Origin of the sequence: Pseudomonas sp. F9001, assembly GCF_013385435.1 — a bacterium.
In the GTDB taxonomy this organism is placed as follows: Bacteria; Pseudomonadota; Gammaproteobacteria; order Pseudomonadales; family Pseudomonadaceae; genus Aquipseudomonas.
On the sequence record NZ_JACAPX010000013.1, the window covers coordinates 400,089 to 416,787 of the forward strand.

16 protein-coding genes and 1 pseudogene are annotated in these 16,699 nt (G+C 60.3%); 9 read left to right on the top strand and 8 right to left on the bottom strand.

Features of this window, described 5'->3' with window-relative positions; all coding sequences use genetic code 11:
* Positions 1-8: 8 nt before the first annotated feature.
* From HX818_RS14435 to HX818_RS14445, 3 genes are read left to right on the top strand one after another with little or no spacing between them, the layout of a single operon-like run.
* On the top strand, positions 9-443 hold the full coding sequence (locus HX818_RS14435; protein ID WP_003213356.1) for a DcrB-related protein: 435 nt from the start codon (positions 9-11) through the stop codon (positions 441-443).
* Positions 444-455: 12 nt separating this feature from the next.
* Positions 456-4,763, top strand: a complete 4,308-nt coding sequence (locus tag HX818_RS14440) for an RHS repeat-associated core domain-containing protein (RefSeq protein WP_177020306.1) — start codon at positions 456-458, stop codon at positions 4,761-4,763.
* A 15-nt stretch (positions 4,764-4,778) separates the two neighbouring features.
* Complete coding sequence (locus tag HX818_RS14445; RefSeq protein ID WP_003213360.1) at positions 4,779-5,186, top strand: hypothetical protein; 408 nt, start codon at positions 4,779-4,781, stop codon at positions 5,184-5,186.
* A 117-nt stretch (positions 5,187-5,303) separates the two neighbouring features.
* On the opposite strand, the gene HX818_RS14450 is transcribed toward HX818_RS14445, so the two are convergent.
* The 3 genes from HX818_RS14450 to HX818_RS14460 all read right to left on the bottom strand — a co-directional run bounded on the left by HX818_RS14450 (position 5,304) and on the right by HX818_RS14460 (position 7,139).
* Positions 5,304-5,579 (bottom strand): HU family DNA-binding protein, encoded by a 276-nt coding sequence (locus HX818_RS14450; protein ID WP_003213368.1) that lies wholly within the window; start codon positions 5,577-5,579, stop codon positions 5,304-5,306.
* Between the two features lie 191 nt (positions 5,580-5,770).
* Entirely contained in the window at positions 5,771-6,919 is a 1,149-nt protein-coding gene (locus HX818_RS14455) for an NAD(P)/FAD-dependent oxidoreductase (protein ID WP_177020307.1), read from the bottom strand.
* A 52-nt stretch (positions 6,920-6,971) separates the two neighbouring features.
* Positions 6,972-7,139, bottom strand: coding sequence for a rubredoxin (locus HX818_RS14460; protein WP_003213373.1), 168 nt, complete (start codon positions 7,137-7,139; stop codon positions 6,972-6,974).
* Between the two features lie 195 nt (positions 7,140-7,334).
* Here HX818_RS14460 and HX818_RS14465 point away from each other — a divergent pair, with 195 nt between their 5' ends.
* On the top strand, positions 7,335-7,898 hold the full coding sequence (locus tag HX818_RS14465; RefSeq protein WP_177009046.1) for a chorismate lyase: 564 nt from the start codon (positions 7,335-7,337) through the stop codon (positions 7,896-7,898).
* The gene (gene ubiA / locus HX818_RS14470; protein ID WP_177009045.1) at positions 7,898-8,788 is read left to right on the top strand and encodes a 4-hydroxybenzoate octaprenyltransferase; all 891 of its coding nucleotides are present in this window, start codon (positions 7,898-7,900) and stop codon (positions 8,786-8,788) included. Before HX818_RS14465 ends, ubiA begins: the two co-directional genes overlap by 1 nt.
* A gap of 33 nt (positions 8,789-8,821) precedes the next feature.
* Here ubiA and HX818_RS14475 read toward each other — a convergent pair whose 3' ends face one another.
* A complete protein-coding gene (locus HX818_RS14475; protein ID WP_003213380.1) occupies positions 8,822-9,202 on the bottom strand; it encodes a hypothetical protein in 381 nt (126 codons plus the stop codon).
* A 152-nt stretch (positions 9,203-9,354) separates the two neighbouring features.
* Here HX818_RS14475 and phoB point away from each other — a divergent pair, with 152 nt between their 5' ends.
* The 4 genes and pseudogenes from phoB to HX818_RS31250 form a co-directional block, all read left to right on the top strand.
* Entirely contained in the window at positions 9,355-10,044 is a 690-nt protein-coding gene (phoB, locus tag HX818_RS14480) for a phosphate regulon transcriptional regulator PhoB (RefSeq protein WP_003195617.1), read from the top strand.
* 43 nt (positions 10,045-10,087) lie between these two features.
* On the top strand, positions 10,088-11,410 hold the full coding sequence (gene phoR, locus HX818_RS14485) for a phosphate regulon sensor histidine kinase PhoR (protein ID WP_008439473.1): 1,323 nt from the start codon (positions 10,088-10,090) through the stop codon (positions 11,408-11,410).
* Between the two features lie 124 nt (positions 11,411-11,534).
* On the top strand, positions 11,535-12,875 hold the full coding sequence (locus tag HX818_RS14490; RefSeq protein WP_003213385.1) for a hemolysin family protein: 1,341 nt from the start codon (positions 11,535-11,537) through the stop codon (positions 12,873-12,875).
* Positions 12,876-12,899: 24 nt separating this feature from the next.
* Positions 12,900-12,986 (top strand): annotated as a pseudogene (locus HX818_RS31250) (outer membrane lipoprotein carrier protein LolA); the annotation flags it as partial.
* A 6-nt stretch (positions 12,987-12,992) separates the two neighbouring features.
* Here HX818_RS31250 and HX818_RS14495 read toward each other — a convergent pair.
* The 4 genes from HX818_RS14495 to pstB form a co-directional block, all read right to left on the bottom strand.
* Positions 12,993-13,643: a M23 family metallopeptidase gene (locus HX818_RS14495; protein WP_008439474.1), complete on the bottom strand. Its 651-nt coding sequence runs from the start codon at positions 13,641-13,643 to the stop codon at positions 12,993-12,995.
* 236 nt (positions 13,644-13,879) lie between these two features.
* Complete coding sequence (locus HX818_RS14500; RefSeq protein ID WP_003213389.1) at positions 13,880-14,779, bottom strand: response regulator; 900 nt, start codon at positions 14,777-14,779, stop codon at positions 13,880-13,882.
* Between the two features lie 124 nt (positions 14,780-14,903).
* The gene (phoU, locus tag HX818_RS14505) at positions 14,904-15,665 is read right to left on the bottom strand and encodes a phosphate signaling complex protein PhoU (protein ID WP_003213392.1); all 762 of its coding nucleotides are present in this window, start codon (positions 15,663-15,665) and stop codon (positions 14,904-14,906) included.
* A 72-nt stretch (positions 15,666-15,737) separates the two neighbouring features.
* A complete protein-coding gene (gene pstB / locus HX818_RS14510) occupies positions 15,738-16,571 on the bottom strand; it encodes a phosphate ABC transporter ATP-binding protein PstB (RefSeq protein WP_003213395.1) in 834 nt (277 codons plus the stop codon).
* Positions 16,572-16,699 lie beyond the last annotated feature (128 nt).

Genomic DNA, 16,699 nt, shown 5'->3' on the forward strand with positions numbered 1-16,699 from the left:
TGTTTTCCATGACGTACCGAATTAACGAATTTCAGTTCCAACTGCCGGCCGGCGAGCTGCAGGACGCTACGATCAATATCCTCAAGTTCCCCGAGCTGGGCACTTCCTTGATCATCAGCCGCAGCTTCCTCACCGATGGCGAAACCCTGCACAGCAACTTCGACGAACAGCTCAAACGCCTGGAAAAACAGGTGCAGGATTTGCGCTATCAACCGGGCGTCGGTGTCCGTCTAGGTGCAACAAAGGAAGTAGAAGGCATAGAGCTCCGCAGCCAGTTCAGCAAGGGCAGTGACAAGGTGTTCCAGTACCAACTGGCTCTGGTAATCCCGGGCACACGCAAGATGCTCGCCTTGAGTTATGTGAAGGCAGACAAGCTGGGCGATGCCGAGGCGGCGCACTGGGCGACGATCAAAAACTCATTGTCGTTCGACGCGATTTCCTGATGGGCACCATGCATGTCTGATGCTCTATGGGCCGCTCGCATGGGCGACGCGCTCTCCCACACCTCAATGATGGCCGACATCCTCGGCGGTGTGTTGGAGGTGGCGGCCAATATCGCGATCACTGCAGTAGCGACTGCTGCCGTGGTGGCTGCTACCGGTATCACCGTCGCTACCGGCGGACTCGGATGCGTCCTGCTCGGCGCAGTGGTGGGCACAGTTGTCGGCCTTCTCATGAGCAAGAGCGGGGCGGACAAAGGCCTCACCAATTTATGCGACAGCTTCAGCAACGCCCTGTTTCCGCCCACGGTACAGGCGAATATTCTCACCGGTGCCACCGATACCCTGACCAACAACCTTCCCGCCGCACGTGCCGCGGGGGCGATCAGCTCGCATGTCGCGCCAGCCGGAACCGAACTGGAAGAACCCGCACCCGAACCAGAAGCCAGTTATCTGGATATGGCCGAGAGCTTCTTCTCCCAAATGTGGCGCCCCACGGTGGCTACTCCCACACCAGGAGCCGTGCCCAAGCCTCTGGACTTGGTCACCTGCATGAAGCATCCACCGATGCCTCCGCAGTTCCTGGCCGAGGGTTCGGATAAGGTCACGATCAATGGCCAGCCTGCGGTGCGCAGTGGTGATCGTAGTACCTGCGATGCAACAGTGGTGTCGTCCGGGTTGATTTCATCGAACGTGACCATTGGCGGCGGGTCAGTGGTGGTGCGGGAAATACGCAGTGGCAAGACGCCGGGCGTGGGGTTGGCGGTCACCGCGTTACTGATGCTCAAGGGCGGCAAGGGCAAGTTCTTCAGCAAGTTGCCGTGCATGCTGATTGGCGGGGCTACTTCGATGGCCGTCAGCAGCGCGATGGACGCGATGACCAACGCTGCCATGGGCTCGTCGAATCCGGTGCATGCTGCAACGGGAGCGAAGGTGCTGGGCGGCACCGATGAACTGGATTTTGTACTGCCCGCCATCCTGCCGATTGACTGGCAACGCTTCTACAACAGCCGCGACGAACGCCCAGGCACACTGTTCGGTACAGGCTGGAGTGTGGCTTATGAAGTATGCGTCGAAATCCAACCTCATCCAGAAGGCGGTGAAGCGCTGGTCTACACCGACGAGCAGGGGCGCCCTATCGACATGGGCTCGATCCCGTTGGGGGGGGCGGTGTTCAGCCCCGGCGAAGGGCTCTCTGTGCGTCGGCACCTCAACGGGCAGTTGCTGATTGAAAGTGACGACGGCCTATATCGTTTGTTTGAGCCCACAGCCAACCCGTCGCTGCTGCGCCTGATTCAACTTGGCGACCGCAACGACAACCGCATTCATCTCGACTACGACCAGGCCGGACGCCTGGTACGCCTGCGCGATACCTTCGACTTGGTGCAGGTCGAGTTGATACGCGAACATGAGCACGTCACTCGCGTCGAACGCCTATTCCCAGATCAACGTCGCGAAGTGCTCGTCAGCTACGGCTATGACGCCAGGGCCAATCTGGCAGAGGTGCGCGATGCCTCTGGCCAGGTGCAGCGGCGCTTCACGTACGATGCCGGGCACCGAATGGTGGAGCATCAGTTACCCACCGGGTTGCGGTGCTTCTATGAATGGGCACTGATTGAAAACTCAGAGTGGCGAGTCGTCCGACACTGGACCGATGAAGGTGACTCCTACCAGTTCGACTATGACTTGAAGGCGGGCCTCACCCGTATCATCGACGGCTTACAGCGCGTCAGCACCCGACATTGGAATACTCAGCACCAGATCATTCAATACAGCGATAAGCTGGGGCAAACCTGGCTGTTCGAGTGGAATGACGAACGCCAACTTCTCAGCGCCACCGACCCGCAAGGTGGACGCTATGAATACAAGCATGATGACGCCGGCAACCTGATCGGCGAAACGGACCCGTTGGGCCGCAGCGATTCAACGTTGTGGCTTGAACACTGGGCGTTACCCCTGGTGGAGACCGACGCCGCCGGCAACAGTTGGCAGTATCGCTATGATCCTCGCGGCAATTGCGTTGCCGAAACCGACCCGCTGGGCCACATCACCCGCTATCGCTATGACGCCCACGGCCAGGTCGTGGAAATCATCGACGCCTCCGGTAAAAGCAAAAAACTGCGTTGGAATCCGTTCGGGCAATTGGTCGAACACATTGATTGCTCGGGTTATCCCACGCGTTTCAGCTACGACGAGCGCGGCTATCTGCAGGTGATCACCGACGCGCTTGGCGAGCGCACTCAATTCAGCTACGACCTCCAGGGGCGCTTACTCAGCAACCAACTGCCGGACGGTCGCATCGAGCTGTTTCAACGCGATGTCAGCGGCCAACTCGTGGGGTACACCGACCCTGCCGGACATACCACGCTCTACCAGCACAATCGACGTGGCCAGATAAGCCTGCGCACCGACGCTCATGGCCGGCAGGTGAAGTTCGGCTATGACAGCTATGGGCGCCTGCAAGCACTGACCAACGAGAACGGCGAACGTTATCTCTTTGCCTGGGACGCCGGGGATCGGCTGACTGAGCAGCAAGACCTCGATGGCAGTGCCAAAAGCTACACCTACAATCCACTGGACCATATCACCACGGTGACCGCCACTCCGGCCCCCTACGGCAACGGGCTAGGCCTGGTTCCCGAGACGCCGCCAGCGCCCATTGTCCATCAAATGGAACGTGACGCAGTAGGTCGGCTGATCGCCAAAACCACCGACGATGGGCGCACCGACTACGCCTACGACCCGCTGGACCAGCTCACCGCCGTCACCTTCACCGACCTGCTGGGCAATACCCAAGCCCTTGGTTTCGCTTACGACGCCCTCGGCCAAATGCTTGCCGAACAGAGTTCTATGGGCACCCTGCAGCACCACTACGACGAACTCGGTAATCTTATCCAGACCCAGATACCCGACGGACGCTGGCTCAATCGCCTGTACTACGGCAGCGGTCACTTGCATCAGGTCAATCTCGACGGCCAGGTCATCAGCGACTTTGAACGCGACCGCCTGCACCGCGAAGTACTGCGCACCCAAGGCCGACTCAGCACCCGCAGTGAGTATGACCGCAGCGGCCGTCTACGCTCACGCCAACACCGCCTTACAGGCCTGCCATCGTTGATGCCAGCGACAGCGCAAAAGCAGTTCGAGTATGACCCTGCCGACAACTTGGTCGGCAAGTTCGACCAGCAATCTGCCATACAACATCGCCAACTGCTGCACTACGATGCCACTGGCCGCATCATCGCCAGCCAGGACAGCCTGCACGGCCAGCGCGAAACGTTTGCCTACGATGCCGCCGCCAACCTGCTGGATGGCCCGCAGTCAGGCGCTGGGCTGGTCGTGCATAACAAACTGCTGACCTATCAGGACAAGCGTTATCGCTATGACGCGTTCGGTCGGATGATCGAAAAACGCAGCGCAGCGCGTGGCTTGCAACGCTTCGCCTACGATGCAGAAAGCCGGCTGATTGAAGTGCGCAATGAAAACGGCAGCGTAGTCAGGATGATCTACGACCCGTTGGGCCGACGCATTGAGAAAACCGAACATGGCAACGACGGCTATCCCCTGGGGGAAACCCGGTTTACCTGGGATGGGCTGCGGTTATTGCAGGAGCATAAACACAGCCAGACCAGTCTTTACATCTATGAAGATGAAGGCAGCGAACCCTTGGCTCGCGTTGACGGCACCGGGCCGCTGCAGAAAATCCGCTACTACCACAACGACCTCAACGGACTGCCGGAGCAACTGACTGAAGCTGACGGGCATAATGTCTGGCGCGCGACATATCGTGTGTGGGGCAATACGGTTGAGGAAGTGCGCGAGCCGTACTACATCGAAGAACAGAACCTGCGCTTTCAGGGGCAGTATCTGGACCGGGAGACGGGGCTGCATTTCAATACTTTCAGGTTTTATGATCCGGACGTGGGACGGTTTACGACACCGGATCCGATTGAGTTTGACGGCGGGCTCAATTTTTATCAGTACGCCCCCAATCCAATATCCTGGATTGATCCATGGGGACTGGCCCCCGAGCTTTATTACCTGATTGCGAAAAAGGACGGCTTTTATGACGAGATGGCATGGGGCCATAAAAAGCCAATAGGCCAAGTCTATTTGAAAAAAGGTGAAGTTTGGAAAGTCGGTGAAACCGTCAATCCGAATCGGCGATATACCCAAAAGTGGCTGAAATCCAAAAATCTTGCCTACAAAAGGGTTATGGCAGCACCGACGAAGGGCAATATGCAGGTATGGGAAAGATTAAAAATCGGAAAATATTTTAAACGCCGAGGAAAACTACCCCCGGGCAACAAATGCAGGCACTGACATAAGGAATACTTTATGCGAGTCGATACGACATCGGACTCACCGAGTTGGACAAAGGTCTTTGAAATCACCGACGAGCTAAATGGCCTGAGTGAGATTCTTGAAAAAAAGTATCCCACCCTCGACTGGGAACTGGCGGTCTGCATGCGATGCCTGCCGAAGAACCTGGAACGAAAAACATTTTGCCGTTATTACGCAAAAGACAAAATGTTCGGTCTGGATATCGCCATGGACGAGGAAGATTTTGTTCCACTGAAAAAAGACATAGCTGCTCAGCGCAAATTAATAGGTGCGGCATTCATTACATTTTTTGTTGAAAGTATTAAGAAATACGAGAAAAAACTCCCCAATCTGCAACCGGTATCGGCGCAACTAATTGCGGATGTACAGCAATGGTGTATTGAGAACGAGTGGACAGCTTGAAGCTCAACGATTGAGCAAGGATTGCCCACCCACAAAAAATGGGCACCCGACCCAGTCGGCGTGCCCATTTTTTATCCCGCGCTCACACTCGCATGTGCGTAGCGCAGGCTTCTTTACTTACGGATTGACGCTGTCTTTAAGCGACTTGCCTGGCTTGAACGCAACGGTGTTGCTCGCCTTGATTTTCACCGGCTCGCCGGTTTGCGGGTTTTTGCCGGTGCGGGCGCCGCGGTGGCGCTGCAGGAAGGTGCCGAAGCCCACCAGGGTGACGCTGTCCTTGCGATGCAGCGCGCCGGTGATTTCTTCGAGTACGGCGTTGAGTACGCGGTTGGCCTGTTCTTTGGTCAGGTCTGCTTTTTCTGCAATAGCGGCTGCGAGTTCTGGTTTACGCATAAGTGAAGCCTCTTTGACGGTTTTTTGTTGTTATGTCCGTGCTGCTCTCTATCGGAGCAGCGCCCAAGGCGCCGCAGGCTCTACTCTGCGGCAGACGGGAGTGAGGATGGCATGCCATCGGGGCCTGCGCCAGTCTCACGGCGACCTTTCTACGGTCAAAATGATGCTTATTCCGACAGAACGACCAGCATTTACGCCAGCAGCGGCGGAAGTTCTTTGTTGAGGGCCAGTTTTTCCATCACGGCCGTGCCGGTCAGGGCGTAGCCCAGCAGTCGGCCGCTGGCGTCGCGGCACAGGGCCTTGATGTCGCCGCCCTGCCCTTCGACGCTCCACACACCTTCGCTGCCCCGTGGCGGTGGCGAGACGACCAGCGGGCAGATCGGGGTTTTTACCGTGACGGGCATCGGACCGTAGCTGACGGCCGTCGCGTTACCCGCCAGGGTCTGGGCCAGGGCGCGGGCGCAGCTCATCAGGGGCATTACGTACAGCAGGTTCAGGCCATCGACCTCGGCGCAGTCGCCCAGGGCGTAGATGTTGGCGTGGGAGGTCTTGAGGTGGCGATCGACCATGATCCCGCGGTTGATCTGCAACCCGGCGGCGGCGGCCAGGTCGACACGCGGGCGCAGGCCGATGGCAGATACCACCAGGTCGCACTGGATCACTTCGCCATCAGACAAGTGGGCTTCCAGGCCGTCAGCGGTGCGCTGCAGGCGATTGAGCACCGGGCCCAGGTGAAAACGCGCCCCCAGGCCTTCCAGACCGGCCTGCACCGCTGCGGCGGCGGCCGGGTGCAGCAGGGTCGGCATGACTTGCTCGCACGGCGCCACCAGGTCGATCTCGTAGCCGCCGAGGATCAGGTCGTTGGCGAACTCGCAGCCGATCAGCCCGGCACCCAGCAACAGCACCCGGCGTTTTCCGGCCGCAGCGGCACGAAAGCGTGCGTAGTCTTCGAGGTCGTTGATCGGGAAAATCAGCTCGGCGGCGTCGCCCTGTACCGGCACCCGCACGGTTTCTGCGCCCCAGGCCAGGATCAGGTCGCGATAGGCCACCGCTTCCTCACCGATCCACAAGCGCTTGTGGCCCGGGTCGATGCCACTGATGCGGGTGTGGGTACGCACTTCGGCCTTCAGTTGCTCGGCCATGGCGCCCGGTTCCGCCATGCTCAGGCCGTCGGCTTCCTTGTTCTTGCCAAAGCCGGTGGAAAGCATGGGCTTGGAGTAGGAGCGCCCGTCATCTGCGGTGATCAGCAACAGCGGGGTTTCGCTATCGAGCTTGCGAAACTCCCGAGCCAGGTTGTAACCGGCCAAACCCGTGCCGACGATCACGACAGGTGCGTTCATTCCTTTCTCCTTGTAGTTAGTACGGTTCTTGAATTGCGATTTAAATCAGCAATCAGCCGATTTCGATCATTTCGAAATCCATTTTGCCCACGCCGCAGTCCGGGCACAGCCAGTCTTCGGGGACGTCCTGCCACAGGGTGCCCGGCGCGATACCGTCATCCGGCCATCCGTCTTTCTCGTCGTAGATCAGGCCACAGACGACACATTGCCACTTCTTCATTACTTGTTTCCTCAGGTCCAGGCGCGTTGGCCGACGGTCGATAGATGCAACCTTGCCGTGCGGCTCAGGGCGTTTTGTACTGATCAGCAGGCGCAGATGCAAGCATGATCGACGCATGGGCCTGGCGCACTCCGGCAAAAGTCCAGGGCACCATGGTAAGCTCGCCGCCTCATTAACTGCCAATAATGACCCTCCGTGCCGCATTCAAACGCCCTTCCCGATGCTTGCCGATGGCTGACCCAGAGCCTTCTGAGCCCACTGCCCACGCCGCTGACACTCAACTGGCTGTTCGATGAAGGCTCGCTGACCCGGCGCCTGACGCGCCTGTCCGACGATGGCTTCAGCGTGACGCCGTTGTTCGAAGGCTGGCAGCCACTGCGAGACGACGAATGCGCCACCCTGGACTTGCCCGCCGCCAGCATCGGCTGGGTGCGCGAGGTGTATTTGCGTGGCCATGGCCAGCCGTGGGTGTTTGCCCGCAGCGTGGCGGCCCGCAGCGCCTTGCAGGGCGACGGCTTGCACATGGATGAGTTGGGCAGCCGGTCTCTCGGGGAATTGCTGTTTTGTGACCACGCCTTCACGCGCCAGGCCATCGAGGTGTGCCGCTACCCACGGGAATGGCTGCCCCCGGCGGACCAGGCCGATCACCTGTGGGCACGCCGCTCGCGCTTCGACCGCGGGCCGCTGAGCGTGCTGGTGGCCGAGATCTTCCTGCCCACCCTGTGGCAAGCCGTGCACGACCATCCGGAGCGTTTCTGATGTACCAGCGCCTGCTCAAATCCCTGAATCACCTGAACCCAAGGGCCTGGGACTTCATCCAGTTGACCCGCATGGACAAGCCCATCGGCATTTACCTGCTGCTGTGGCCCACGCTGTGGGCGCTGTGGATTGCCGGCAAGGGTTCGCCATCGCTGCTCAATATCCTGATCTTCGTGCTCGGCGTGATACTCACTCGGGCCGGCGGTTGCGTCATCAATGACTGGGCCGATCGCAAGGTCGACGGCCATGTGAAACGCACCGAACAGCGCCCGCTGGTCAGCGGCAGGATCAGCTCGAAAGAGGCCCTGGTGTTCTTCGCGGTGCTGATGGTCATCAGTTTCCTGCTGGTGTTGCTGACCAACTCCATGACGATCTGGCTGTCCCTGGGCGGCCTCGCGCTGGCGGCCAGCTACCCGTTCATGAAGCGCTACACCTATTACCCGCAGGTGGTATTGGGCGCGGCGTTCTCGTGGGGCATGCCGATGGCGTTCACCGCCGAGACGGGCAGCCTGCCCGCCGCGGCATGGCTGTTGTACATCGCCAACCTGTTGTGGACGGTGGGATACGACACGTACTACGCCATGACCGATCGCGACGATGACCTGAAAATCGGGGTCAAATCCACCGCGATTCTGTTCGGCGATGCCGACCGGGTGATCATCCTGACCCTGCAGGGCCTGGCACTGGTGTGCCTGTGGCTGGCGGGGATGCGTTTTGAGCTGGGCGGCTGGTTCCACCTGGGCTTGCTGGCGGCGGCCGGGTGTTTTGCCTGGGAGTTCTGGTACACCCGGGACAAGGACCGGCTCAAATGCTTCAAGGCGTTTTTGCACAACCACTGGGCCGGGTTGGCGATTTTTGTCGGGATTGTCGCGGACTACGGATTTCGGTGAGAGGCCAGGCCCCTCACCCTTATCCGGCTCACATCAAGGCTTGGCGACCTTCCACGCCCCGTCCATTTTGCCTTCGCCGGTCATGTCACCGGCCTTCTTGTCCATGATGAAGGTGTAGAGCGGCTTGCCGCTGTAGGCCCACTGGCTTTTCTGGTCGTCACGGGTGATCACGGTCCACTTGCCCATGGGCTTGTCGGTGGATTCGGCCATCAACGGCGGCCAGTTGGTGGCGCACTTGTCGTTGCACATGGATTTGCCATCAGCGTCCTTGGCAAAGGTGTAGAGGGTCATGCCGTTGTGGTCCACCAGCATCCCGTCCTTGGTCATCGCCGGGTCTGCCGCAAACGCCAGTGTCGGCAGCGTTAACGCGGCCGTTACCAGCAGGGCTTTCCAGGAAAAAGTACTGTGAGTCATGGGAACCTTCCTTTTGTGGTTGTCAGGATTCGGACCCAAAGCGTAGTCCAGAGAGGCAAGGATTGCCCAAGCGACTAAATTACTGTCACACGACTGCAATAATTCCGTTATCTAATGCGGCGCAAGACAGTTAAATGACAAGAGGATTTAGCATGGTTGGCAGGAGCATTCTGATCGTTGACGACGAAGCGCCCATTCGCGAGATGATCGCCGTTGCGTTGGAAATGGCCGGCTATGACTGCCTGGAGGCGGAGAACTCCCAGCAGGCCCATGCCATTATCGTCGACCGCAAGCCGGACCTGATCCTGCTGGACTGGATGCTGCCCGGCACCTCCGGCATCGAACTGGCCCGCCGCCTCAAGCGTGACGAGCTGACCGGGGATATCCCGATCATCATGCTCACCGCCAAGGGCGAAGAGGACAACAAGATCCAGGGCCTGGAAGTCGGCGCCGATGACTACATCACCAAGCCCTTTTCCCCACGGGAACTGGTCGCCCGTCTGAAAGCCGTTCTGCGCCGTGCCGGCCCCACCGATGGTGAAGCGCCTATCGAAGTCGACGGCCTGATCCTTGACCCGATCAGCCACCGCGTGACCATCGACGGCAAACCCGCCGAGATGGGCCCTACCGAATACCGCCTGCTGCAATTCTTCATGACCCACCAGGAGCGCGCCTACACCCGCGGCCAACTGCTGGACCAGGTCTGGGGCGGCAATGTGTATGTGGAAGAGCGCACCGTCGACGTGCATATCCGCCGCTTGCGCAAAGCCTTGGGCGACGCTTACGAGAATCTGGTACAAACCGTGCGCGGCACCGGCTACCGGTTTTCCACCAAAGGCTGAGCCAGCCCGAACTGCCCAGACAGCTGAAAGGACGCGTGTTTAAGTGAACCAAAACTGGCATGGCACCCTGATCCGCCACATGCTCCTGTTGATCACCGGCTGCCTGCTGGTGGGCCTGGTCAGCGGCTATTACGGCTGGAGCCTGGCCGTCGGCCTGGGCCTTTACCTGGGCTGGACCCTCAAGCAACTGCTGCGCCTGCACGAATGGCTGCGCCAGCACAAACCCGACGAAGCACCACCCGACGGCTACGGCCTGTGGGGCGAGGTGTTCGACAGCATCTACCACCTGCAACGCCGCGACCAGCGTGTACGCGGGCGGCTTCAGGCGGTAATCGATCGGGTCCAGGAGTCCACCGCTGCGCTGAAAGACGCCGTCATCATGCTCGACAGCGACGGCAACCTGGAATGGTGGAACCGCGCCGCAGAGACCTTGCTGGGCCTCAAGACGCCCCAGGACAGCGGCCAGCCGGTGACCAACCTGGTGCGCCACCCGCGTTTCAAGGAGTATTTCGAGCAGGACAACTACGAAGAAGCCCTGGAAATCCCGTCACCGACCAACGACCGCGTGCGTATCCAGCTGTACCTGACGCGCTACGGCAATAACGAACACTTGATGCTGGTGCGTGATGTCACACGCATCCATCAGCTGGAACAGATGCGCAAGGACTTCGTCGCCAACGTCTCCCACGAACTGCGCACACCGCTGACAGTGATCTGCGGTTATCTGGAGACGCTGCTCGATAACGTCGAAGACGTGAACCCGCGCTGGACCCGTGCCCTGCAACAGATGCAGCAGCAAGGCTCGCGCATGCAAACCCTGCTCAACGACCTGCTGTTGCTGGCCAAGCTGGAAGCCACCGATTACCCCTCGGACAACCATCCGGTGCCGGTGCAAAGCCTGTTGCAGACGATCAAGAGCGACGCCCAGGCATTGTCCGGGCAGCGTGAACAGCAGATCACCCTTGAAGCCGACCCGTCGATCCTGCTCAAGGGCAGCGAGGGCGAGCTGCGCAGCGCGTTTTCCAACCTGGTGTTCAACGCCGTCAAATACACCCAGGACAAAGGCAACATCCGCATCCGCTGGTGGGCCGACGACCAGGGCGCACACCTCAGCGTGCAGGACTCCGGGATGGGCATCGACGCCAAGCATTTGCCGCGCCTCACCGAGCGTTTCTACCGCGTCGACTCCAGCCGCAACTCCAACACCGGCGGCACCGGGCTCGGCCTGGCCATCGTCAAACATGTGCTGCTGCGCCATCGCGCGCGGCTGGAAATCAGTAGCGTGCTCGGCCACGGCAGTACCTTTACCTGCCATTTCCCGCCGGCCCAGGTGACACGTTCCCGGGTCCTTCATCAGGACGAGTGACCCTCCGCCCGGCAGCCGCCACTAGGCAAGCGCCCCGTCAGCCGCTACATTGGCGGACTTGCGCCTGCCTTTCAGGCCCACCTGCTCACCCTTTTCGATTAGACGGAACCCGCAAAACCCCATCATGGACCCTTCCCCTGGCATCACCCTCGCGACACTCTTCGCCGACTTCGGCATGATTCTTTTTGCACTGATCCTGGTACTGCTCAACGGCTTTTTCGTTGCGGCGGAATTTGCCATGGTCAAACTGCGCTCGACCCGGGTCGAGGCCATCGCCCACAAGAACGGCTGGCGCGGGCAGATCCTGCGCACCGTACACAGCCAGCTCGACGCCTATCTGTCGGCCTGCCAGTTGGGTATCACCCTCGCCTCCCTGGGCCTGGGCTGGGTCGGTGAGCCGGCCTTCGCGCACATCCTCGAGCCGTTGCTGGGGGCGATCGGTGTGCAGTCGCCGGAAGTGATCAAGGGCGTGTCGTTCTTTGCCGCCTTCTTCGTGATCTCGTACCTGCACATCGTGGTCGGTGAACTGGCGCCCAAGTCCTGGGCCATTCGCAAGCCCGAGTTGCTGTCGCTGTGGACCGCCGTGCCGCTGTACCTGTTCTACTGGGCCATGTACCCGGCGATCTACCTGCTCAACGCCAGTGCCAACGCCATCCTGCGCATCGCCGGCCAAGGCGAGCCTGGCCCGCATCACGAGCACCATTACAGCCGTGAAGAACTGAAACTGATCCTGCACTCCAGCCGTGGCCAGGACCCGAGCGACCAAGGCATGCGCGTGCTGGCCTCCGCCGTGGAAATGGGCGAGCTGGAAGTGGTGGACTGGGCCAACTCCCGGGAAGACCTGGTGACCCTGGACTTCAACGCACCGCTCAAGGAAATCCTGGCGCTGTTCCGTCGCCACAAGTTCAGCCGTTACCCGGTGTACGACGCCGTGCGCAACGAGTTCGTCGGCCTGCTGCACATCAAGGACCTGCTGCTGGAACTGGCGGCCCTGGACCACATTCCCGAGTCGTTCAACCTGGCCGAGCTGACCCGCCCGCTGGAACGCGTATCGCGCCATATGCCGCTGTCGCAACTGCTCGAGCAGTTCCGTAAAGGCGGCGCGCACTTCGCCCTGGTGGAAGAGGCCGACGGCAAGGTCATCGGCTACCTGACCATGGAAGACGTTCTGGAAGTACTGGTAGGCGACATCCAGGACGAACACCGCAAGGCCGAGCGCGGCATCCTCGCTTACCAGCCGGGCAAATTGCTGGTGCGTGGCGACACGCCGCTGTTCAAGGTGGAGCGCCTGCTGGGCGTCGACCTGGACCACATCGAAGCCGAAACCCTGGCCGGGCTGATCTACGACACCCTGAAACGGGTGCCGGAAGAGGAAGAAGTGCTGGAAGTCGAAGGCCTGCGCATCATCATCAAGAAGATGAAAGGGCCGAAGATCGTGTTGGCCAAGGTGCTGTTGCTCGACTAGGGCACACCCCCTGTAGGAGCGAGCTTGCTCGCGAAGGACGTTAACGATAACGCTGGGATCCTGACACCCGGCAGCGCCCTCAGGTTTTTCGCGAGCAAGCTCGCTCCTACAAAAGCCTTACCGCGTGCCCAACGCAAAGTTGGGCAACGCCTGCACCGGCTGGTTGAACTCATAGGGAATCGACACCAGCCCCGACGCCGTCGTGCGCTGCACCACAAAATGCAGATGCGGCCCGCTGCTGTTGCCGGTATTGCCCGACAGCGCCAGCGGGCTGCCCACCGCCACGCGCTGCCCTTCCCTGACGCTGACCGACCCTTGCTTGAGGTGCAGGTACACGCCTTGCGTGCCGTCATCGTGCTGCACCCGCACGAAATTGCCCGATGGATCGCTGCCGCGCCCGCTCTGCTCGTTCTCGGTTTTCAGTACGACACCGCCACGTGCCGCGATGATTGGCGTGCCTTCAGGCATGGCAATGTCCATCGCATAACGGCTTTTGAGCTCGGAGTGGCTGAAGGTACCGTTGGGGCCTTGGGTGAGACGGAACGGCCCGCCACGCCAGGGCAAGGGATAACGATAGGAAGCGGGTTGCGACGGATATACAGGCTTGGGAATCACCCGCTCCTGATACACAAACGCCTGTGCCCCGGGCGTGTACCGGTCGCTGAAGACCACAGCGCCGTCGGCGTCGATGGATTTGTAGAGGGTCATGGACATCGCCGGCATGACAACGGCGAACAGTCCACACAACAGCAGTGAGCGCACGAGCATCGGGTTGGCCTGCCAGGGACGACTGGATGGCAGGCTAACAAGGGATCATGACAGTGCTATGTGAACCAAGCACTAACCCTGTGGCGAGGGGGCTTGTCCCCCGTTGGGCTGCGCAGCGGCCCCAGTAGAGTTATCGCGCAGGGTCAGGCAGAACTCAATTACAGGGTTTGGGGCCGCTACGCAGCCCAACGGGGGACAAGCCCCCTCGCCACAGGTTTTTTGGAGACCCCATCAAGTCACGCACCCGGCACAAAATGCTTCTGTGCGGTCCCGCGGGCGATCAGCCGCGAAATGTAGTCAAGCTTCTGCGCATCCTGGTCGATAAACCGGAAGGTCAGTTGCAGCCAGTCACTGTCGGGCTTGGGCTCGTAGGCCACCACGGCATGCAGGTAGCCATTCAGACGCGCCACTTCAGCGTTCTCACCCTGCTCCAGGTCGAGCACGGCGCTTTCCAGTACCTGAGGCAGGATTTCACCACGACGTACCACCAGCAGCGCCTCCTTGATACTCAGGGCCTTGATCACACACTGCTGGGTGCCACTGGACAGGCGCAACTGGCCCTGGCCACGACCGCTGGCAGGCGACGCTGCCGCAGCCACCTGCACCGGCGGGCTGTTGAGCAGGCCTTTGCTGGGCGCGGCCACCGGGGCCGGCTTGACTGCGTCAGGCTTGCCACCAGTGAGGGCGCTGAGGGAATCGTTACCGAACGCCGAGTTCATCTTGGTCGGTGCGCTGGCGATCAGCGCGTCGAGGCGGCCAATCTTGTTCAGTGCCTGCTTGACCTTGTTCAGCAACTGCTCGTTGGTGAATGGCTTGCTGACGTAGCCGGAAACCCCGGCCTGGATCGCCTGCACCACGTTTTCCTTGTCGCCACGGCTGGTCACCATGACGAAAGGCATGGCTTTGAGATGAGGCTGTTCACGGCACCAGGTCAACAGTTCCAGGCCGGACATTTCCGGCATTTCCCAGTCGCACAGCACCATGTCGAAGGTTTCGCGCATCAGGATGGCCTGGGCCTTTTTGCCGTTCACCGCATCTTCGATCTTGATCCCCGGGAAGTAGTTACGCAGGCACTTCTTCACCAGGTCGCGAATAAACGAGGCGTCATCCACCACCAATACACTGACTTTGCTCATCGACCCTTCATCCTATAAAAACCCCGGCAAGCATAACGCTTCGCTGATGGCGTTTTGCCAAAAATTCCAACACCACAAACGAAAACGCCCGACCAAAGGCCGGGCGTTTATTTCTCGGGCAATCTTACTTATCGTCAGGAACGCCCGGAACATTAGGGATTTGATCGGTCGTACCTTCAACTTCTGCTTTCATCCGCTTGAGGCCCATGTGCCGCACGTCGGTACCCCGCACCAGGTAAATCACCAGTTCCGAGATGTTGCGTGCGTGGTCGCCGATGCGTTCCAGCGAACGCAGTACCCAGATGATGCTCAGTACCCGTGAGATAGAGCGCGGGTCTTCCATCATGTAGGTCGCCAGTTCGCGCAGCGCCGTCTTGTATTCGCGGTCGATGGTCTTGTCGTATTGGGCCACCGACAACGCCAGCTCGGCGTCGAAACGGGCAAACGCGTCGAGGGCGTCGCGAACCATGTTGCGCACCTGGTCACCGATGTGGCGCACTTCGACATAACCACGCGGCGCTTCGCCTTCCTCACACAACTGGATGGCGCGGCGGGCGATCTTGGTGGCTTCGTCACCGATGCGCTCCAGGTCGATCACCGACTTGGAGATGCTGATGATCAAACGCAGGTCGGACGCCGCCGGCTGACGACGGGCCAGGATGCGCAGGCATTCTTCGTCGATGTTGCGTTCCATCTGGTTGATCTGGTCATCGATCTCGCGCACTTGCTGGGCCAGGCCCGAGTCGGCCTCGATCAGCGCGGTGACGGCGTCGTTGACTTGCTTCTCCACCAGCCCGCCCATGGCCAGGAGGTGGCTGCGCACCTCCTCAAGCTCGGCGTTGAACTGCGCGGAGATGTGATGGGTAAGGCCTTCTTTGCTAATCATGTTGGCGTCCTTGGAACGTCCAGTAAGGTGCGGTCGACCGCAGCATCAGTTCAGTGAGCAACCAGCCACCTGCTAGCCGTAGCGACCGGTGATGTAGTCTTCGGTCTGCTTCTTCGCCGGGTTGGTGAACAGGGTATCGGTGTCGCCAAATTCCACCAGCTTGCCCATGTACATGAACGCGGTGTAGTCGGAAACACGCGCCGCCTGTTGCATGTTGTGGGTCACGATGACGATGGTGAACTTGGATTTGAGTTCGTAGATCAGCTCTTCGACTTTCAACGTGGAGATGGGGTCGAGTGCCGAGCACGGTTCGTCGAGCAGCAGCACTTCCGGCTCCACGGCGATGGTGCGGGCGATCACCAGACGTTGCTGCTGGCCGCCGGACAAACCGAGGGCCGACTCGTGCAGGCGATCCTTGACCTCGTCCCACAGCGCCGCGCCTTTCAGTGCCCACTCAACGGCTTCGTCGAGGACGCGCTTTTTGTTGATGCCCTGGATACGCAGGCCGTAGACCACGTTTTCGTAGATGGTCTTGGGAAACGGGTTGGGCTTCTGGAACACCATGCCCACCCGGCGCCGCAGCTCGGCCACGTCTTCGCCCTTGCGGTAGATGTTGGTGCCGTACAGGTTGATCGCGCCCTCGACGCGGCAGCCGTCCACCAGATCGTTCATCCGGTTGAAGGTGCGCAGCAGGGTCGACTTGCCGCAACCGGACGGGCCGATGAAGGCGGTCACGCGCTGCTTCGGGATGTTCATGCTGACGTCGTACAGCGCCTGCTTGTCGCCGTAGTACAGGCTCAGGCCCGGGACTTCGATGGCCACGGTTTCCTGGGCCAGGCTCAGGCTCTGCTTGTCGCGACCCAGGGCTGACATGTTGATGCCGTGGGAATGGGTTTCATGTTGCATGGGATGCTCCCTGTGCTACCAATTCGTTTTGTGGGAGCGGGCTTGCTCGCGAAGGCGTCAGGTCAGTTGACCCATGTATGACTGATACACCGCATTCGCGAGCAAGCCCGCTCCCACATTTAGTCCGC